A 19,254-nucleotide genomic window follows, 5' to 3' on the forward strand; every position below is an offset into this window, starting at 1 on the left:
CCTTGGACACCCTGCTGCTCGGCAGCCCGCCGCCCGCCACGGTCGACATGCTGCGCGCCGCCCCCTGGATGGACGACAGCGCCCGCCGCACCGGACGCGTCGAACTCCTCGACGAAGCCCCGCTCGGCGAGCTGCGGCTCCTGATCGTCGGCGCGGGCGAGGCCCGCTGGTTCGTCCCCGTCCACGCAGCCGACCCCGGCCGCGGCGCCGAGGGCACCCCCGCCTTCGACCGGCTCGTCGTGGACGCCCTGCGCGAGGGACTGCGGCTGTCCACCCGGGCCGGCAACCTGATCGAGTTCCGCGGTGAACCGGCCGCCTACCGGGGCCCGTTGCCTTTCGACCCCGGCTGGTGCTCCAACGCGCTCTCGCTGCTCGACCTGGGCGGCACGGCCCACGCCCACAAGACCTACCGCCGTATCGACACGGGCACCCGCGAGCCCGAACTGCTGCGGCTGATGGCCGACAGCGGCCGCACCCAGCGGCCCGTCGGCACCTACACCTACGTCGACACCGGCACCGGGCGCCGCGAACCCCTCGGCGTGCTCTACCGGTACGCCGAGGGGGACGGCCTGAACGTGCCGCTGCGCGGCGGCATCCGGGCCCTGTGGCCGCTGCTCGCGGCGGGCGCCGACGCCCGGGCCGCCGTGGCCGAGTCGCAGCGCGGCCTCACGGAAGCGCTGCGCGCCACCGGCCGTTTCCTCGGCGGCTTCCACCGGGAGCTCGCCGAACGCCTCGGCCCGCACCCCGAGTTCCCCACCGAGAGTTTCCTCGCCGAAGCCGCCGAGAAGCTGACCGCGCTCACCCCGCACCTGCGCGCCGACGGCCGTATCCCGGCCGAGGTGAGGGAGGCCGCCGCCGCGGGCCTCGCGCGGGAACTGGCCCGGATCGCCGAACTGCCGCCCCAGCCCTGGCCCGCGGGCCCCTGCCACGGCGACCTGCACCTCTCCCACGTGCTGCGCCGCGAACTCCCCGACGAAGATTGGGAGTTGTGTGTAATAGACCTCTCCACCCCGGTCTCGGACCCGGCGGACCCGGCCACCGCCCAGTCGCCCTGGCAGGACCTCGCCGCCCTCCGACGCGGCCTGGAGATCTTCACCGCCGACGAGTTCTCCGACCATGCCGCGGACACCCTCGGCATGGACCCCGAGGACACGGCCCGCACGGCGCTTCTCCAGGCCACCGGAGTCCGCCCCGACACTCCGGGCTGGACACCGAAGAAGCTGGCCGAACTGGACCGGCTGAGAGCGGCCGCGGGCCTGTGGGCCGCCCGCGCCGGAGACCTGCTCGCCCCCGCACCCCCGGGCGACCACCCCGCCTGGCGGCTGTTCCGGCTGCGCCGCCTCATCCACGAACTCGACTACGCCTACGCCCATGACCGCGCCTACCACGCGGCGATCAACCTGCGGCACGCCGTGGAGGCCGGCAGCCTCCCGGCCGCCGGGTGAGGACGACGACACCCGTGCACATCATCGAGACCTACTTCGAGTGCGGAGGCTTCGACCACCGCTTCCTCCAGGGCGGAATCTCCGTCTACCTCTGGAATCTCTCCAAGGCACTCGCCGACGAGGGCCACCGCGTCTCCGTCGTCACCCCCGCCCACGGCCGCCTGGACGACCTGCGCGCCTCCTACGACGTAGAGCGCCTCGACTACGAGGACACCTATGAACTGCCGCTGGTCCTCGACCCCGACACCTGGGGCGAGCGCTTCCCCGCCGAGGTGCGCATCCCGCTCACCACGACCGCACACCGCGTCCGACTCGACGGCGTCGACCTGTACTTCCTCTCCAACGACCTGCTCGACCGACTGCCCGACCGCTTCTACCCGCCGTACGACAGCAAGGGCAGTGACCTCGTCTTCTTCAAGCCACTCGCCTATCAGGTGGACACGATCCGCTTCATCCGCAGCCGATTCGGCGGCGAGAAGGCTCTCGTCCACGCCCACGAGCCGTACTACCACTACCTGTTGCCCGCGGCCTTCCGCGACGACCCGGACAAGTTCGTGGTCGGGACCGTGCAGAGCAACATGCCCATCACCAAGAAGGTCTACCGGCCCAAGGTCGAACGGCTGCTGGAATTCCTGGACGCCCAGGTCGAGCCGGCGGCCGAGGACCCGCGCGAGGCAGAGATCTCGGTGCTGAGTGCCTACCAGCAACGCACCCATCTGCACTACGACTACGGGCCCGGCCACATCCGCGTCTACGACCTGGTCGCCGACCACGCGGACCTGGTCGACTTTCTCTCGCCGGGCCACCTGGAGTTCTACACCGCCTTCGCCGACACCCCCTTCGAGGAGCTGTTCAACCGGCTGCCGGTGCGGGACACCGTGCGGCGCAACGCGCACAAGAGTTTCGTCGGCGGCTGCGCCATCGGCGACCGCTGGCGCGCCGAGGACCGGCCCGCGGTCGACCGGACGGCCGTCCTGGAGGGCATCGGCCTCGACCCCGCCCTGCCGACGTTCTTCCACAACGCCCGCTACGCCGTCCATCACAAGGGCCAGGTGGAGCTCTTCCGCGCCGTCGACCGGGTCCTCGACGAAGGCCTCAAGGCCAACTTCGTGCTGCGCTGCCTCAGCGACGGCGGCATCGACGATCCGTACGTCCGCGAGGTCGTCGAACGCCACAAGGACCGCGTCCACTTGGAGTGCGAGCGCGTCGACGAACGGCGGGTCGTCGAATACGCCGCCGCCAGTGACTACTGCCTCTTCCCGTCCAAGTTCGAGATGGACACCTTCCTGATCGCCCAGGGCGAGGCGATGGCCGTCGGTGCCGTCCCGATCGCCACGGCCCAACTGGGCATGGCCCACTTCGGACATGTCGCCGATCCGCTGAACACCCCTGAGGCCACCGGCTTCGCCGTCAACCGCTCCTTCGCCGAGGACGACACCCTGCTCGTCAACGCCCTCGTCGAGCGCATCCACACGGCCGCCGCTCTGCTGCGGGAGCGCCCCGAGGAGTACCAGCGGCTGCGCGCCAACGCCATCGCCAAGGCGCGTGAGTTCACCTGGCAGCAGGTCGCGGCACAGCACTTGGCGGCCTTCACCCCGCTCTGGGAGGGACAGCGGCCCGTCCCGAGCATCGAACTCCTCCTGAAGTACGGCTGGTTCGACCTCCTCCCCGACGAGGCTCATGACGCCCACCGCGACGCCATCGCCGAAGCGACCGCTCGATTCGCCGACCGCGACCTGCGCGCCCGCCACTCCGTCGCCGACGGCCGCATCACCTACCGCCTGCCGCACGCCGACCGAGTCGAAGCGGTCGCCCTCGCGGAACCCGACCCCGAGCACCCCTGGCGCCGGGACGTCACCGTTCGCCCCCTGGAGCGCACCGGGCCCGGCGAGTTCACCGGACTCCTCGATGAAACTGGAGGGGAAGTGCATCTGCTCCTCACCCTGTCCTCCGGCCGCTCCGCCTGGGACGTGGTGCGCCATGGCTGACGGAGTGCGCGCAGCGCTGCTCGCGGGCGGAGAGGGCCGCCGGATGGGCCCGCTCGGCCACGGCCGGCTCAAACCGCTGGTGCCCTTCGGCGGCTCCTGCCGCCTGATCGACTTCTCGCTCGCCAACGCGGAGGCCTCCGGCCTGGGTGAGGTCCTGCTGCTCTCCCAGTACGAGGAGCGGCAGCTGATGGACGACCTGCACCGCACCTGGTGGCGGCCCGGCTTCCGGGTCCACTTCGGGCCGTACGACCGGGCCTACCGCGAAGGCGCCGGATACCGTCCGCCGGAGCAGTCCTGCCCGCCGGAGCGGGGGACCGCCGACGCCCTGATCCGCAAGGCGCCGTACCTCTTCGGGCCCGGCACCTCCGAGGTGCTGGTGCTGCACGCCGACCACGTCTACCGCTTCGACTACGGCCCGCTGATCGCCGCGCACCGCCGCTCCGGCGCCGCGCTCACCCTGGCGTACCAGCGCATCGAGCGGCGCTACGTCCACCTCTTCGGCATGGTCGAGTTCGACGGCGCCGGGCAACTCACCGCCTTCGTGGAGAAGCCCGCCGAGCCCACCAGCGATCTGGTCTTCGCCGCGTTCTGCGTCTTCGACGCCGCCAGGCTGCACCACTATCTGGAGCTGCTGGACGGCACCGACTGGCAGCACGACATCAGCCGGGACGTCATCCCCGCCATGCTCGCCGGCGGAGAGCGCATCCTCGGCCATGAGGTGCCGGGACACTGGGAGGACATCGGCACGGTCGACCGCTATCACCGGGCCCATCTGGCGCTGCTGGACGAGAATGCCGGGCTGACGCCCGATCAACTCCCCCACACGGTACGGCCAGAGGTGCCCCGCGAGGTCGTGACGGCGCCCGGCGTCGAGCGCAGCCTGATCCCCGCCGACCTGGTCAACGACGGCCGTGTCGAGCACAGCGTCGTCTTCCCCGGTGTGCGCATCGGCAGCGGTGCGCGGGTCCGCCGCAGTGTGCTGCTGCCGGGCGCGCAGGTGCCCGCCGGAGCTGATATCGACTCGGCGATCGTGCTGGAGGACGGCACAGTGCAGGGAGACATCCATGTCTGAGCCCGCCTTCACCGTCGTCGACCTGGGCGGCACCACCCTGCGGATCGCGCGGTACGACGTCGCCACGGCCACCGTGGACGACGTACGCCGTGTCCCCACCGACGGCCTGGCCCGCCACCCCGGCGACCCGGTGCCCCTCCTCCAGTCCAAGGTGGCCGAGCAGTTGGCCGCGCTCGCCGAGCAGGCCGTCGCACGCCACGGCAGCCGCGCCCTGGCCGTCGCCTTCGCCGGGCCGGTCACCGCCGACGGCCACGCGCTGACCGCCCCCACCGTCTGGGGCGAGCGCGGCGCACCCCTGCCGTTGCGCCCGCTGCTGGAGGAGCGCCTCGGCATTCCCGTGGTCGTCGTCAACGATCTGACGGCCGCCGTCTGGCGCTATGTCGACGGCCCCGACCAGCCGCCGTTCTGCCTGATCACGGTCAGTTCCGGGATCGGCAGCAAGGTGTACCGGGCGGGGGAGGTGCTGCTGGATGCCGAGGGGCACGGCGGGGAGCTGGGCCACTGGCGTTGTGACCTCACGCCGGACGCGCCGCCGTGCGACTGCGGCGGACGCGGTCACCTCGGCGGGATCGCCTCCGGGCGAGGTGTGCTGGCCGCCACGCGACGCGCCGCCCTCGCCGACCCCGGCGGCTACGCCCGCTCGGCCCTCGCCCGAACAGCCCCCGATCCACAGCTGTTGGACAACCCGACGCTGGTCGCCGCCGTACGCGCCGAGGACGCCTTCGCCACGACCGTCCTGCGCGGCACGCTCACCCACCTCGCCTCCGCCATCACCTCCGTGTTCACGTCGATCGGCGTCCGCCGCTACCTCCTCATGGGGGGCTTCGCGCTGGCCGTCGGACCCCGCTATGTCCGCCTGCTCACCGAGGAGTTGGAGCTCCTCGGCTGCTTCGGCCTGACCCCGGCGGAGATTCGCCGCATGGTCGAACTCGGCGCCCCGGACGACGATCACGGCCTCCTCGGCGCGGGCCGTCTGCTCGCCGCGCGTGGAGCGGGGCATCCGGCGGTGACGGCGCCATGACGGTCACCCTCATCGTCGGCAGCGGCTTCGTCGGACGCGCCGTGGCCGCCCGGCTGGCCGCCGAGGGCGGCAACCCCGTCCTCGCCTCCCGCCGGATGCCCGCCGGCTCCGACGCCCCCTGGGTCCGCCTGGACGCGGCGGACGCCGAGGCCTGCGAGCGCGTCGTCGAAGCCGTGCGGCCCGACCGACTCGTCCTGGTCCACGGCCCGTCCGACGTCACCTGGTGCGAGGCCGACCCCGAGCGCGCCCTTGCGCTGCACAGTTCGGCGGCGGCGCATCTCACCAAGGCCGCGCAAGGCCGCCGTACCGTATTGATCTCCACCGACAACGTCTTCGACGGCAGCCGCCCCGACAACGACGAGAACACCCCCACGGCCCCCGCCAACGCCTACGGCAGGGCCAAGCTGGCCGCCGAGCGGATCCTGCGGGAGGGTGCGGACGCGACGGTCCTGCGGGTCAGCCTCGTCTACGGCTGGGAGCCCGCCGCCTCGGCCAAGTGGCTCAACTTCTTTGCCGGATGCGCTCATCGGCTCAGGAACGGCGAGCGGGTGGAGGCCCCGGACGACCAGTGGACCACCCCGGTCCACGTGGCCGACGTCGCCGCCGTGACCGCCGCCGCCCTCGCCCCCGGCACCCCCGGCCTGCTCCACCTCGGTGGCCCCGACCGGGTCTCCCGGGCCGAGTGGGCGGAGGCGATCGCCGAGGGGCTCGGCGTGCCGCGCTCCCGGGTCGTGCGGGTCCCCAAGGCACAGGGCCGGTATGCCAGCCGCCCCACCCACACCTGTCTGACCAGCACCCTCCTGGACAACGTCCTGCGCCGGCACGGCCTGCGCGTGCGCGGCGTCGACGAGGGGATCCGCGACCTGCTGGAGGCCGCCCCGTGATCCGCACCGTGCGCTCCCGCGAGGTCTACCGCAACCCCTGGATGACCGTCCGCGAGGACGACATACGACGCCCCGACGGCAGCCCGGGCCAGTACGGCGTCGTCGACAAGCCGGACTACGCCCTGGTGATCCCACGGGACGACGACGGCCGGCTCCACCTCGTCGAGCAGTACCGCTACCCCGTGCGCGGCCGCTACTGGGAGTTCCCGCAGGGCTCCTGGCCCGCCGGGCACGAGGGCGAGGCCCCGCTGGACCTCGCCCGCGCCGAACTGCGCGAGGAGACAGGCCTGCGGGCCGCCCGGATGACCTACCTCGGCCGCTTGCACGTCGCCTACGGCTACGCCAGCCAGGGCTGCCATGTCTACCTCGCCGAGGAGCTGACCGAGGGCGAGCCCGAACGGGAGGCCGGCGAGGCCGACATGCGTCAGCGCTGGGCCGACCCGAACGAGTGGCGGGCCCTCGTCGGTGCCGGCCGGGTCACGGACGCGGCGACGCTCGCCGCGTACACCCTGCTGGACCTGCACAGGGGAGAGAGCGCATGACCTACGCCGTCGTCGCCACCGACCTGGACGGCACCCTGCTGCGCGGCGACCTCACCGTCTCCCCGCGCACCCGCGCCGCGCTCGCCCGGGCCACGGCGAGCGGCGCCCGCCACCTGGTGGTGACCGGCCGCCCGGCCGCGGGCTGCCGCAGCCTGCTGGAACCGCTCGGCTACCGGGGACTCGCCATCTGCGGCCAGGGCGCCCAGCTCTACGACGTCGGCGCGGACCGCCTGCTGGCCTCGGCGACCCTGGACCGCGCCACCGTACGGGCGCTGGTGGACCGTATCGCCGAGGCGGCCGGGCCGCTGGAACTCGGCGTGGTCACCGCAGGACTGGACGGGGAGTTCCTGGTCACCGCGGGCTTCGGGGAGCGCGTCCGGCACGGCTGGCGGCTGGTCGAGGACCGCGCCGCGCTGTGGACCGGACCGGTGGAGAAGGTGCTGATCCGCAGCCGCCGCCCGGACCTCGACGACGACCGGCTCGCCGCCCTCGCCCGGCGCGTGTGCGCCGACCGGATCGCGGTCACGCACTCCGGGGAGGGCATGGTCGAGCTGCTGCCCGCCGGTGTCAGCAAGGCGAGCGGAATGGCCGCCGCTGCCCGGCGCCTCGGCTTCGGCGCGGCCGGGACCATCGCCTTCGGCGACATGCCCAACGACATCCCGATGCTCGAATGGGCCGCCCACGGCGTCGCCATGGGCAACGCCCACGCCGAGCTGCGCGGTTGCGCCGACGAGATCGCGCCCACCAACGAGGAGGACGGCGTAGCGGCCGTTCTGGAACGCCTGTTTCCCTGACCTGGAGAGCTGAGCCGCACCCATGTCCCCAGTCACCACCGACACCTGTGAACTGACCGAACTGGCCCGTCAGTACGGCGTCGCCACGCACTACACCACCGACCTCGGCCACCGTGTCGACACCTCGCCCGACACCCTGCGCGCCGTGCTCGCCGCCCTCGGCGCCGACACGTCCACGCCCGGCGGCATCCGGGACGCGCTCGCGGAGCGCAGACAGCAGGCGGCCGAGCGTCTGCTGCCGCCGAGCGTCGTCCTGCGTGCCGGGCGCCCCTCGGCGCCGCTTGCCGTGCCGCCCGGCACCGAGCTGTGGGTCGAGACGGAGGACGGCCGCCGGGTGTCGGAGCTCGCCGCACTCCCGGTCGGCCGCCACACCCTGCACGCCCTGCGCGGCGCCCGCACCGAGGCCGTACCGCTCCTCGTCGCCCCCGAGCGGCTGACCGGCCCCGCCGGACGCCACTGGGGCTTCCTGGTCCAGCTGTACTCGGTGCTCTCCCGCCGCTCCTGGGGCATGGGCGACCTCGGTGACCTCGCCGAACTCGGCCGCTGGGCAGGCGGTTTGGGCGCCGACTTCGTGCTCCTGAACCCGCTGCACGCCTATGTGCCGGGACCGCTGTCCGACCCGTCCCCGTACCGGCCGAGCAGCCGCCGCTACCCCGACCCGATGAACCTCCGGATCGAGGACATCCCCGAGTTCGCGGCCCTGCCGGCAGAAGCCGCCCGACTCGCCGCACGCGCCCGGGAGTTGACCTCGGGTGTCCTGTCGGGCGGGCTCATCGACCGGTCGGTCGTACGAGCGCTGAAAGTGGCGGCCCTGGAGCTGGTGCACCGCGTCCCGCTGACCGGGGAACGCCAGGACGCCTACCGCCGCTACACCGAGGCCGAGGGCAGCGGGCTCGACGACTACGCCCTGTGGTGCGCACTCGCCGAAGTGCACGGCCCGAACTGGCGCTCCTGGCCGTCCGGACTGCGCAGCCCGGACGGGCCCGACATCCCCGCCGCCCGGGTCGCGTTCGCCGACCGCGCCGAGTTCCACCGCAAACTCGCCTGGCTGGTCGACGAACAACTCGGCGCGGCGCAACGGGCGGCGACCGGTGCCGGTATGGCCGTCGGGCTGATGCTCGACCTCGCCGTCGGCGTCGACCCCGACGGGGCGGACGCCTGGCACTTCCAGCGGTATCTGGCCCAGGGCGTCACCGTGGGCTGCCCGCCCGACGACTTCAACCGCAGCGGCCAGGACTGGGGCCAGCCGCCCTGGCGCCCCGACACCCTCGCCGAGGCGGGATACGCGCCGTTCGCCGAGGCCCTGCGCGGCACCCTGCGCCGCTGCGGCGCGCTGCGCCTCGACCACATCATGGGCCTGTTCCGGCTGTGGTGGATCCCCGAGGGAGCCCGGGCGAGCGAAGGCACTTACGTCCGCTACGACCACGAGGCACTGCTCGGTGTGCTAGCCCTGGAGGCGCACCGGGCCGGCGCCATGGTGATCGGCGAGGACCTCGGCACCGTCGAGACGGGGGTGCGCGAGGATCTGGCCGACCGGGGGATCCTGGGCACCTCGGTGCTGCGGTTCGAGTACCAGGGCGGCTCGGCGCAGCGCTCGGGCCCGCTGCCGCCCGAGCAGTGGCGCGCCGACTGCCTGGCCACGCTCACCACGCACGACCTGCCGAGCACGGCCGCCTGGCTGGACGGCGAGCAGGTGCGGCTGCACGACAGCCTCGGACTGCTCACCCAGCCCGCGGAACAGGCGCAGGCGGCGGCCGCGGCGGAACGGGACGGCTGGCTGGGCGAGCTGAGACGTGTCGGGGCCTTCGCGGCCGACGACGACGAAAAGGCCCTCGCCCAAGAGACCCTGGCCCTGCACCGCTTCCTCGCCCACACCCCCGCCAAGCTGCTCGGCGTCTGGCTCCCCGACACCGTCGGCGACCGCAGACCGCAGAACCTCCCCGGCACCCTCGACGAATACCCCAACTGGCGCCTTCCCGTGGCCGATCCGGACGGCCGCCCGCTGCCCCTGGAGGAGCTGACCGCCCACCCCGGACCCGGCGAGGTCGCCGAGATATACAAGGCGCTGCCCACCAGCGGAAACTAACTTGCCGAAATTTGCTGCAAGTTCTTGCAGTCCCCGTAGTGGGCTGTTTGACTCACCTCCCCGAGCCGAGAGGAACGACGTAACCCCATGAGCATTGAGACCGACGTCCTCGTCCTGGGCGGCGCGGGCGTGGACACCATCGTCCACGTCCCCGAACTGCCCGTCCCGTACGCCGACAGCTACATGATCCGACCCGGCATCAAGACCCGCGCGGGACAGAGCGGGGACTTCGTCGCGCTCGGCCTGAGCGCCCTGGGCCTGCGCACCCACCACCTCGACATGATCGGCGACGACGTGGAGGGCGATCTGGTCCGCGCCCTCCACCGCGACCACGGCATCCCGCTGACCGCCGTACCGCAGCCCGCGGGCACCAAGCGCGCGGTCAACCTGGTCGGCCCCGACGGGCGACGGCTGTCCCTGTACGACGACACACGCTCCCGGGAGGCCGACCGCTTCCCGGAGGAGACGGTGCGCACCCTGGCCGCCGCCGCCCGTCACGCGCACGTGGTCATCACCCACCCCTGCTCCCAAGCCCTGCCGCTGCTGCGGGAGTCCGGGCTGACCGTCTCGACGGACCTGCACAACTGGGACGGCGAAAACCCCTACCACGAGCCCTTCGCCCTCGCCTCGGACCTCGTCTTCCTGTCGACCACCGCCCTCGCCGACCACGAGCGCACCATGCGGGACATCGCCGCCCGCGGCCGGGCGCGTATCGTCGTCGCCACCGCCGGAGCGGACGGCGCCTACCTGCTGGCCGACGGCGCGCTCACCCACATCCCCGCCGTCACCCCGCCCGCACCGGTGGTCGACTCCAACGGCGCGGGTGACGCCTTCGCCTCCGCCTTCCTGCTCGGCTGGCTGAACGGCGAGGACCCCGCACAGTGCGCCCTGTACGGCGCCGTCGCCGGGGCCTACGCCTGCACCGTCCCCTCCACCCGCACCGACGCCATCGGCCGCGACGGACTCCTCGACCGCGTCGCGGAGTTGGCGGGAGACCCCGTATGACGGGTGGCTACGACGTCGTCGTCCTCGGCGGGGGAGTGGCCGGCTGTGTGCTGGCCTCCCGGCTGAGCGAGGACCCCGGGCGCACGGTGTGCCTGGTGGAGGCGGGTCCGGACTACGGCCCCGACCACGGCGCCTGGCCGCACAGTCTGCGCGATGCCCACGCCCTGCCACGGGACGACGTCTGGGAACGCCGCACCGAGGTCCACCGCATCCGCGCCCGCGTCCTGGGCGGCTCCTCCTGCGTCAACGGGTGCTGGCACACCTGGGGTTCGGCACATGACCACCAGGAGTGGGAGAGCGCGGGCGGACCCTCCTGGTCGGCGGCGGCCATGGCGCCGTACCGGCACAAGGCCGTGGAGCGGATGCGGCTGCGGCAGGTGCCGGACCGGGAGTTCTCCGTCTGGGCCCGCGCCGCCCTGGCCGGAGCGCGCGAACTCGGCTACGAGGACGTGGACATGGGCGCGCCGGGCGGGCCCGGTTGCGGCACTCCGCTGATCAACGCGCTGGACGGTCTGCGCTGGAACGCCGCCTTCGCCTATCTCGACCGCAATCGTCCGAACCTGACGATTCTCAGCGGCGCCACCGCCGACCGGCTGACCGTGCGGGACGGGCGGATCACGGGCGCCGAGGTCGTCGTCGACGGGCGGCGCGAGACTCTGGCGGCGGATACCTACGTGGTCGCCTGCGGTGCCTTCGGCTCGCCCGCGCTGCTGATGCGCAGCGGTATCGGCCCTGCGGACCATCTGCGGGCGGTCGGCATCCGTCCCGAGGTCGACCTGCCCGGGGTCGGCGCCAACCTCACCGATCAGCCAGGGGTGTTCGTCCCGCTGACTCCGACGCCCCATCTGAACGACGCGCTCGCCGCGAAGGAGCGCGAGGGCGAACTGTATGTCAGCCGCATGCTGATCAGAGCGGCGAGCCCCAACTGCCCTGACGGGGCCTGGGACTTGCACATCCTGCCCTCCGCCGGCGACCCGCTGTTCGGCTCGCTGCCGCCCGGCCAGTACGAGGCGGGCATCTCCGCCTTCGTGATGAAACCCGCCTCCCGTGGCACGGTCCGCCTGCGCTCGGCCGACCCCGACACGCCCCTGGACATCGACCCGGCGTTCCTCAGCGATCCGGAGGGCCGCGACCTCGTCACGCTCCGCCACGGCCTGGAGATCGTCGAGCGGCTCGCCGCGACGACGGCGCTCAAACCCCTGGCAACCGGGCACCCGTCGCGCGACCTGTCCGACGACGACCTGCGCACCCGGCTCGGCACCTACTGGCACCCCGTGGGCACCTGCGCCATGGGCCGCCCGGACGATCCATCGGCCGTCGTCGACGGCGAGGGCCGGGTCCGGGGCATCGCCGACCTGCGCGTCGCCGACGCCTCCGTCCTGCCCACCGTCCCCGCCGCGAACACCCAACTACCGGTGCTCGCCCTCGCCGAACTGCTCGCCGACAAGATGAAGGAGGCACGATGACCCGGCTGATCCAAGGCTGCATGGGCCTGGGCGGCGCCTGGGACCGCACCCCCTATACGGCAGGCGACATCGAGCATGCCGAAGCCGCTGTGGCAGCGGCCCTGGACGCGGGCATCACCCGCTTCGACCACGCTGACATCTACCGCTTCGGCAAGTCCGAGGCGGTCTTCGGTGAGGTGCTGGCCCGCGCCTCCGGACTGCGCGAGCGGATCGAGATCCAGACAAAGTGCGGTATCCGCCTCGCCGAGGGCGACCGGCCAGGCCTGTACGACCTGCGCGCCGAGACCATCCTGGCCCGCGTACGGGAGAGCCTCGACCGGCTGTGCACCGACGTCATCGACACCCTCCTGCTGCACCGCCCCGACCCCCTCGCCGACCCCGACGAGATCGCGAAGGCCCTGCACACGCTCCACGACCAGGGCCTGGTACGGCGGTTCGGCGTGTCCAACATGAGTGCCGCCCAGATCACCCGCCTCCAGGCCTGTCTCGACGTACCGCTGACGGTCGATCAGCTGGAGATGAGCCTGGCCCGGCGCGACTGGGTCGAGGCCGGGGTGCTGGTCAACACCCCCGCGGCGGCCGGAATCGGCTTCCCGGAGGGCACCCTCGAGCACTGCGCCGCCCACGGCATCGAGCTCCAGGCCTGGGGCCCGCTGGCCCGCGGCCGCTACAGCGGAGGCGAGCCCTCCCCGGCGGCGGACCTTGTCGCGGAACTCGCCCGACGCCACGACACCACCCCGGAAACGGTCCTGCTCTGGTGGCTCCAGCGCCACCCCGCCGGGATCGTCCCGGTCGTCGGCACCAGCAGGCCCGAGCGGATCCGCGCCTGCCGGGACGCAGCCGTACGCACCCCCGAACTCGCCCACGAGGAGTGGTACGAGCTGTGGATCGCCGCCCGCGGCGCCCCGCTGCCGTAACCCGCCCGCCTGCCCTCGCCCACCTACGGACGGAGAACCCACCACCGTGACCGCCAGCCCCGGACTCCTGCAGTCCGCCCGCTTCTACATCACCTTCCGCTGCAACTCGCTGTGCGGCTACTGCAACGTCTGGCAGGACGACAAGTTCAAGGGCTACGAGGAGCTCACCCTGGAGCGGGCCCGGCAGATCCTCGACGAGCTGTACGAACTCGGCGTGCGCTACGTCGACTTCACCGGCGGTGAGCCGGTGCTGCACCCGCACATCGACGGCATCGTGCAGTACGCCAAGTCCCTCGGCATGACCGTGGAGATCACCAGCAACGGCATCCGGTTCGCCAAGCACATCGACGCCATCGTGCCCTACGTCGACACCATGAACGTCTCCCTGGACACGCTCCGGGCCGACCGCTACCGGCAGATCCGCGGAGTGCCCACCCTGGACCGCGCACTCGACGTCATCCAGCGCGTCATCGCCACCGGCTCCGGCAACCTCAAGCTGATCTGCGTGGTCACCCGGGAGAACGTGGACGAGGTGCCGGAGCTGCTGCGCTTCGCCCACGAGAACCGGATCACCATCTACTTCTCCGGCATGTTCGAGTACTTCGACGAGCAGGACACCGTCCGCGACATGAACCGGACGGCCCGCAAGCTGAAGCTGATCGAGCAGAACGGCAAGCCGCTCGCCGACGCCGACCGCGCCGGGCGCCTGGAGGAGTCGGAGGCGACCGGCACCACCATCGCGGACGAGCTGATACGGCTGCTCTACCAGCCGTTCGCCCTGATCAACCTGCACTTCCGCAAGTACATGGAGACCCTGGACCCCACGGCGCCGACCGACTGCTTCGCCAACAAGCGCATCCTCACCGTCGGCCCGGACGGGCGACTGGTGCTGCCCTGCTACCACGCCTTCGACAACTCGGTGCAGTGGGACCGGCCGCTCAGAGAGCTGGTGCAGGACCCGGAGTTCCTGCGGGTGCGGGACGAGGAGGTCGGCCATCGCTCGGAGTGCCGCAGCTGCACCGTCTTCCCGTACATCGGTCTCTCGTTCAGCTACCGCTTCGACAAGATCTTCCTCTACCAGGCCCTCTCCGAGGAGATCGCCAAGATCAAGACCCGTTTCGCCGACCCCCTCCACCCCCGTCTCAGCCTGCCCCATGACGAACTCCACGAGCGCTACACGGAGTTGGAGCGCCTGATCGACCGAGCTCTGCCCACCCCGCGCCCGCCCCAGAACTCCGACCACTTCTACCGCTTCGAGACCACCGGCACCGGCATCCGCACAGAACTCCTCGCCGGCGAGATCAGCCTCGCCGAGCTGCTCGGCGACCACGCGCAGAGCGAGTGCTGGGGCATCCAGCGCTCACCGCACACCTGGATGCGACTCGTCTACCGCGACCTCGTACCCGCACTGCAGGACCTCGTGGACGAGAGCACCTACGAGTCCTTGGTCGGCGAGCTGTACGCCGTCCAACTCGCTTGGTGGCAGGGTTACTTGGCGCGCTACTACCGGGGCGGCGACCAGGCCGACACGGCCGGTCCCGAGAAGGTGCTGACCGGCTTCCTGGAGCGTACGGCGGCCGCACTGCCCGACACTTCGCGCGCCGCACGCGTCCGCGAGGTGCTGCTGCACGCCGGGTGCGTCCTCGGCCTGCCGCCCGAAACCCTCGTACCGCTGGCCGTGCGCACCCCCTTCCCCGAAGCCGCGCTGATCGCCAAGCACCTGCTGCTCATCGCCGACGACACCGACCTGCCGCGGTACGCGGACCTGCTCCCCGAACAGGCCGCCGAACCGCTGCGTCGCGTCGCCGGCGCCCGCCTCCCGGACGCCGACAACGCCCCGCTGGACCCGGAGACCGCCGCCCTGCTCGGCCTTGCGCCACAGGCGAGCGTCGACCAGGCCACGGCCGAACGCCTGGTGGCCGCAGTGGCCGCCCTCGCCCCCGAAGAGCGCACCACGCTCGCCGAACGCCTGCTCACCCACGAACTGGGTAATCCCCGGGCCCTGCGCGAGAGGAGTCAGACGCACTCGACCGTGGGCCCCGCCAGCATGCCCCCCGTGTAGAGAGCCTGCCCCTGGGGCATCCAGTAGCCCAGCTTGGAGACCACCGTGGAGCAGGTGTCCCGCTGGGCGACCCGGACGACCACGGTGGCGGGGCGGCCCGGCTGGAGGTCGGTCAGGGCGCAGTCGAGGGCGTACAGGTTCCGGGTCGTGGAGGGGTGGCGGCCGACCAGCGGATTGACGCAGCGGGCGTCGTCGGTGGCCAGCTCCACCCCTGAGGCCTCCTCCCCGATCAGCCCGAACCGCGCGCTGCCGTCGCCCCGTTCACTGTCGCGGTACACGGTGTACGTCAGGGTCGTCGCCGTACCGCGCCGCAGCGTGCCCCGGTCGACCTCGACGCGATGCGTGGGTGCCGCCTTCGGCGCGCTGAGCGTGAGGCCGGCCCGGACCGTCCCGGTCAGGTCCACGCCCGCGGGATCGGAGCGGACCCGGACCTCGGCCTCGACGTCGTAGGTTCCGGGACCGGGGTACTCCCGCGAGCCGGGCAGCGTTCCGGAGGCGACCGTCACGCCGTCGCGCCGCGCGGTCCAGGTGCCCGAGGTCAGACACGCCGCCCGGGCGGGCGACCCGGCCCGGCGGCAGGTCGCGGGCGCCGAGACCGCCATCATCGCCGTACCGCTGCCCAGGCACAGCGAGACCGAGGCCCGTTGCCCGCCCGGGCCCTGCAGGACGCCGGCCGGCGCGCACAGCGTCGCCGGACCCGCCACGGCCGGTGCCGGCGGCGGGTCCGGCAGGCCCCACGCGGGTGCCGCGACGGCGAGCGGCAGCACCGCGGCCGCCCCGAGCAGATTCCTCAGACTGGTCAGACGTGTCCGCACCGCGTTCCTCCGTACGGCCGCGACCGGCCGTCCGCCGGTCCTCTGCGCCGAGGATGAGGGAGCGATCCGGCCACCGAGCCGCTCCCACGCCGCACGGTCACCTGCGGGCAGCAATGCGCCGCGCACTCCACGTCGTACGCTCGCCCTGGTACCGACCCCGAAGGCAGGAGCAGCAACGATGCAGTACGTGAAGCTCGGTTCGACGGGCCTGGACGTGTCGCGGATCTGTCTGGGCTGCATGACCTACGGGCTGCCCGACCGAGGTGTGCACGACTGGACGCTCGACGAGGAGGCCTCCCGCCCGCTGATCCGGCAGGCGCTCGAAGCGGGCATCAACTTCTTCGACACCGCGAACGTCTACTCCGACGGCACCAGCGAGGAGATCGTAGGCCGGGCGCTCGCCGACTTCGCCCGGCGCGACGAGTATGTGCTGGCCACCAAGGTGAACGGCCGGATGCGGCCCGGGCCCAACGGGGCAGGGCTCTCCCGCAAGGCGATCCTGGCGGAGATCGACCACAGCCTCAGCCGCCTCGGCACCGACTACGTCGACCTGTACCAGATCCACCGCTTCGACCCGCACACCCCGGTCGAGGAGACGATGGAGGCGCTGAACGACCTGGTGAAGGCCGGCAAGGTGCGCTATCTCGGCGCGAGTTCGATGTACGCCTGGCAGTTCTCCAAGATGCAGTACACCGCCGAGCGGTACGGCTGGACCAAGTTCATCTCCATGCAGAACCACTACAACCTCCTCTACCGCGAGGAGGAGCGCGAGATGCTGCCCCTGTGCGCGGACCAGGGCGTCGGCGTACTGCCCTGGAGTCCGCTGGCCCGGGGCCGCCTCACCCGCGACTGGGGCACCGTCACCGAACGCAGCGCGGGCGACAACTTCGGCAGCCGTCTCTACCAGGAGAGCGACCGCACGATCGTGGAGGCGGTCACCCGAGTGGCGAACGACCGGGGAGTCCCCCGCGCCCAGGTGGCCCTCGCCTGGCTCCTGCACCGCGACACGGTGGCGGCCCCGATCGTCGGCGCCGCCAAGCCTCAGCACATCGAGGACGCGGCGGCGGCGGTCGAACTGACGCTGAGCGAGAAGGAGATCGAGGAGTTGGAGCAGCCCTACACGGCTCGGGCCATCGTCGGGCACTGACCTAGTGCGGTCCGTGCGGCACCCCGAACTCGGTTCCGCACGGACCCGCGCCCGCGCTCTCCGGCAACGGAACCCGCTCACCGTGCATCGACAGGGTCCGGTAGTACCCACCGATCCGCTCGGCCGACCGCCCGGCATAGTGGCCGATGAACGAACGCCGGAACCGATCGGCGCTGCGATTCGGCTGAGAACCGTGCACCAGGCTGCCGTTGAAGAACAGCACATCCCCCGGCGCCATATCGACGGGCACGGATGCGAGTCCCGGCGGCGGCGGAACGTACTCCCGGGCGAACGACACCCCCGCGTCCGCCTCCTCCGGACAGAACACCTCCATACGATGCGTGCCGGGTACGACCTCGAGCCCGCCGTTGTCCCGGTCGATCACGTCACACGCGATCCAGGCCGCCACACAGGTGCCCGGCTCGACCCGCAGATAGAAGTTGTCCTGGTGCAGCGCCTGCCCCCGAGCCCCGGGCGGCTTGAAATAGAACATGCTCTGCGCCGCGAGCACCTCCTCGCCGAGCAGCAGCTCCAGCACTTCCCGCAGCCGGGGATCGAGCAGCACCCTGAGCGACAACTCGTCGATCTCGTGCGGCTGCATCACGCGCGGATACTCCCGCAACGGATCGCCGTCCGCCGCCCGCGGCTCGAAATGCCCCGGTACCGGCCCGCCCGCATGCAGCGCCGCGAACCGCTCGCACAACCGGTCGATCTCGTCGTAGCCGAACAGCCCGCGCGCGATCATGAACCCGTCCTCGCGGAACTGCCGGAGCCCGGCGTCGATGTCCGTGGCTGTCATGCGTCCACTCCTTCGGTCAGGGGGTGTCTGTACGTCACGCTAGGGCGATGCCCGCCCGAGGAGGATGCCCGTGGGTGCTGACGGATTGCCCGAGACTGCCGACCCGGCCCCACCGCCCGGCCTGGTGGTCGTCGGCCGCTTCGACCAGCCGCCGGGATACCACGTCAACCGGCCGGAAGGCGCCGACAGCTGGCTGTTCACCTGGACCACCGGCGGCCACGGCCGGCTGCGCCAGGGCGCGGCGGAGACCCGGGCATCACCCGGCGACCTCGTGGTGCTGGCGCCCGGCGTCCGGCACCGCTACGGAGTCGAACCCGGCGCCTCCCACTGGCAGTTCTGGTGGGCGCACTGCCAGGCCCGGCCGACCTGGCAGGCCTGGCTGCGTCCGTACGACGCCGGGGACGGTCTGTACGTCGTCTCACCGACCCCGGACGCCCTGCGCGACCGCGTCGACGCGGCATTCGGGCGGATGCTCGCCGACGCCCGCTGGACCGGCAGCGGCGCGCCGCCCGACACCGGCGCCGAGGCCGACCGGGTAGCCGTGGCCCACGGTTCGGCGGCTCGCGAACTCGCCCTGTGCGCCCTGGAGGAGGCCGTTCTGCTTACCGCCGCCACCGCGCGCCCGAGCTCGCCCCTGCCCGGAGTCGATGCGCGGGTGCGCCGCGCGGAGGCGCTGATCGCCGCTGATCCGGGCGCCCCGCACACCGTTCGCTCGCTCGCCGGGCACGTCGCCCTGTCACCGTCCCGTTTCGCCCATCTCTTCACCCGGCAAGTCGGCGTGTCGCCGATGCGCGCGCTGCGCGAGGCGCGACTGCGCCATGCCGCACGGCTGCTGGAGGGCAGCGACCTGTCCGTGGAACGGATCGCGACGGCTTCCGGATTCGCCAGTCCTTTTCACTTCAACCGGGTCTTCCGAGAACGCTACGGCACACCCCCCGGCGCCTTCCGGGCGAAGGGTCCAATGGTTGAAGGCGTGGACCAGGGCGCGGGCGGCCGGTGATTTCCGGCCAGCCTGACGCGTCGCTTCAATGGTTGTGGAGACATCCGTCCGCGCTTGATGAATACGGTTGTCCCGCCCGACAGCGATACGCACCGAGTCTTTACTGACGCATGTTCAATTACTGGCATCGCGCACACTGTGCTCAAAACCGAGGGAACTCTTGTTCCCTGTTGCTGACCTGTGCAAAGGTGTGCCTCGCTCCCATACGCCT

General features: G+C 72.2%; 16 protein-coding genes. 14 read left to right on the top strand and 2 right to left on the bottom strand.

Annotation, left to right across the window (positions count from 1 at the left end; all coding sequences use genetic code 11):
• Positions 1 to 2 precede the first annotated feature (2 nt).
• The 12 genes from OHT76_RS39750 to OHT76_RS39805 all read left to right on the top strand — a co-directional run bounded on the left by OHT76_RS39750 (position 3) and on the right by OHT76_RS39805 (position 15,282).
• Entirely contained in the window at positions 3 to 1,445 is a 1,443-nt protein-coding gene (locus OHT76_RS39750) for a phosphotransferase (protein WP_328875731.1), read from the top strand.
• 14 nt (positions 1,446 to 1,459) lie between these two features.
• On the top strand, positions 1,460 to 3,433 hold the full coding sequence (locus OHT76_RS39755; RefSeq protein WP_328875732.1) for a glycosyltransferase: 1,974 nt from the start codon (positions 1,460 to 1,462) through the stop codon (positions 3,431 to 3,433).
• A complete protein-coding gene (locus OHT76_RS39760; protein WP_328875733.1) occupies positions 3,426 to 4,505 on the top strand; it encodes a sugar phosphate nucleotidyltransferase in 1,080 nt (359 codons plus the stop codon). Before OHT76_RS39755 ends, OHT76_RS39760 begins: the two co-directional genes overlap by 8 nt.
• Complete coding sequence (locus OHT76_RS39765; protein WP_328875734.1) at positions 4,498 to 5,526, top strand: ROK family protein; 1,029 nt, start codon at positions 4,498 to 4,500, stop codon at positions 5,524 to 5,526. The genes OHT76_RS39760 and OHT76_RS39765 overlap by 8 nt, the downstream gene beginning before the upstream one ends.
• Complete coding sequence (locus OHT76_RS39770; RefSeq protein WP_328875735.1) at positions 5,523 to 6,410, top strand: SDR family oxidoreductase; 888 nt, start codon at positions 5,523 to 5,525, stop codon at positions 6,408 to 6,410. Before OHT76_RS39765 ends, OHT76_RS39770 begins: the two co-directional genes overlap by 4 nt.
• Positions 6,407 to 6,952: an NUDIX hydrolase gene (locus OHT76_RS39775; RefSeq protein WP_328875736.1), complete on the top strand. Its 546-nt coding sequence runs from the start codon at positions 6,407 to 6,409 to the stop codon at positions 6,950 to 6,952. Before OHT76_RS39770 ends, OHT76_RS39775 begins: the two co-directional genes overlap by 4 nt.
• Entirely contained in the window at positions 6,949 to 7,746 is a 798-nt protein-coding gene (locus OHT76_RS39780; RefSeq protein ID WP_328875737.1) for an HAD family hydrolase, read from the top strand. The genes OHT76_RS39775 and OHT76_RS39780 overlap by 4 nt, the downstream gene beginning before the upstream one ends.
• Before the next feature lie 22 nt (positions 7,747 to 7,768).
• Positions 7,769 to 9,832, top strand: coding sequence for a 4-alpha-glucanotransferase (malQ, locus tag OHT76_RS39785; RefSeq protein WP_328875738.1), 2,064 nt, complete (start codon positions 7,769 to 7,771; stop codon positions 9,830 to 9,832).
• A gap of 87 nt (positions 9,833 to 9,919) precedes the next feature.
• Complete coding sequence (locus tag OHT76_RS39790) at positions 9,920 to 10,837, top strand: adenosine kinase (protein WP_328875739.1); 918 nt, start codon at positions 9,920 to 9,922, stop codon at positions 10,835 to 10,837.
• Positions 10,834 to 12,303, top strand: coding sequence for a GMC family oxidoreductase (locus OHT76_RS39795; protein WP_328875740.1), 1,470 nt, complete (start codon positions 10,834 to 10,836; stop codon positions 12,301 to 12,303). The genes OHT76_RS39790 and OHT76_RS39795 overlap by 4 nt, the downstream gene beginning before the upstream one ends.
• Positions 12,300 to 13,220 carry an aldo/keto reductase gene (locus OHT76_RS39800; protein WP_328875741.1) on the top strand — a complete coding sequence of 307 codons (921 nt, stop codon included), beginning with the start codon at positions 12,300 to 12,302 and terminating at the stop codon, positions 13,218 to 13,220. Before OHT76_RS39795 ends, OHT76_RS39800 begins: the two co-directional genes overlap by 4 nt.
• A gap of 46 nt (positions 13,221 to 13,266) precedes the next feature.
• Positions 13,267 to 15,282 (top strand): radical SAM protein, encoded by a 2,016-nt coding sequence (locus tag OHT76_RS39805; protein WP_328875742.1) that lies wholly within the window; start codon positions 13,267 to 13,269, stop codon positions 15,280 to 15,282.
• On the opposite strand, the gene OHT76_RS39810 is transcribed toward OHT76_RS39805, so the two are convergent.
• Entirely contained in the window at positions 15,237 to 16,097 is an 861-nt protein-coding gene (locus OHT76_RS39810; RefSeq protein WP_328875743.1) for a hypothetical protein, read from the bottom strand. The two genes, OHT76_RS39805 and OHT76_RS39810, sit on opposite strands and share 46 nt — an antisense overlap.
• 178 nt (positions 16,098 to 16,275) lie before the next feature.
• Here OHT76_RS39810 and OHT76_RS39815 point away from each other — a divergent pair, with 178 nt between their 5' ends.
• Positions 16,276 to 17,244 (top strand): aldo/keto reductase, encoded by a 969-nt coding sequence (locus OHT76_RS39815; protein WP_328875744.1) that lies wholly within the window; start codon positions 16,276 to 16,278, stop codon positions 17,242 to 17,244.
• Between the two features lies 1 nt (position 17,245).
• Here OHT76_RS39815 and OHT76_RS39820 read toward each other — a convergent pair whose 3' ends face one another.
• A complete protein-coding gene (locus OHT76_RS39820; protein WP_328875745.1) occupies positions 17,246 to 18,043 on the bottom strand; it encodes a phytanoyl-CoA dioxygenase family protein in 798 nt (265 codons plus the stop codon).
• 64 nt (positions 18,044 to 18,107) lie between these two features.
• On the opposite strand from OHT76_RS39820, the gene OHT76_RS39825 reads away from it, so the two are divergent.
• Positions 18,108 to 19,043 (top strand): helix-turn-helix domain-containing protein, encoded by a 936-nt coding sequence (locus OHT76_RS39825; RefSeq protein WP_328875746.1) that lies wholly within the window; start codon positions 18,108 to 18,110, stop codon positions 19,041 to 19,043.
• Positions 19,044 to 19,254 lie beyond the last annotated feature (211 nt).

The sequence above is a fragment of the Streptomyces sp. NBC_00287 genome (genome assembly GCF_036173105.1).
GTDB lineage: Bacteria > Actinomycetota > Actinomycetes > Streptomycetales > Streptomycetaceae > Streptomyces.

Coding starts and splice junctions, on each gene's coding strand:
- OHT76_RS39815 (WP_328875744.1), top strand. CDS start 16,276: ATGCAGTACGTGAAGCTCGGTTCGACGGGCCTGGACGTGTCGCGGATC.
- malQ (WP_328875738.1), top strand. CDS start 7,769: ATGTCCCCAGTCACCACCGACACCTGTGAACTGACCGAACTGGCCCGT.
- OHT76_RS39825 (WP_328875746.1), top strand. CDS start 18,108: ATGCCCGTGGGTGCTGACGGATTGCCCGAGACTGCCGACCCGGCCCCA.
- OHT76_RS39795 (WP_328875740.1), top strand. CDS start 10,834: ATGACGGGTGGCTACGACGTCGTCGTCCTCGGCGGGGGAGTGGCCGGC.
- OHT76_RS39780 (WP_328875737.1), top strand. CDS start 6,949: ATGACCTACGCCGTCGTCGCCACCGACCTGGACGGCACCCTGCTGCGC.
- OHT76_RS39760 (WP_328875733.1), top strand. CDS start 3,426: ATGGCTGACGGAGTGCGCGCAGCGCTGCTCGCGGGCGGAGAGGGCCGC.
- OHT76_RS39765 (WP_328875734.1), top strand. CDS start 4,498: ATGTCTGAGCCCGCCTTCACCGTCGTCGACCTGGGCGGCACCACCCTG.
- OHT76_RS39820 (WP_328875745.1), bottom strand. CDS start 18,043: ATGACAGCCACGGACATCGACGCCGGGCTCCGGCAGTTCCGCGAGGAC.
- OHT76_RS39790 (WP_328875739.1), top strand. CDS start 9,920: ATGAGCATTGAGACCGACGTCCTCGTCCTGGGCGGCGCGGGCGTGGAC.
- OHT76_RS39770 (WP_328875735.1), top strand. CDS start 5,523: ATGACGGTCACCCTCATCGTCGGCAGCGGCTTCGTCGGACGCGCCGTG.
- OHT76_RS39800 (WP_328875741.1), top strand. CDS start 12,300: ATGACCCGGCTGATCCAAGGCTGCATGGGCCTGGGCGGCGCCTGGGAC.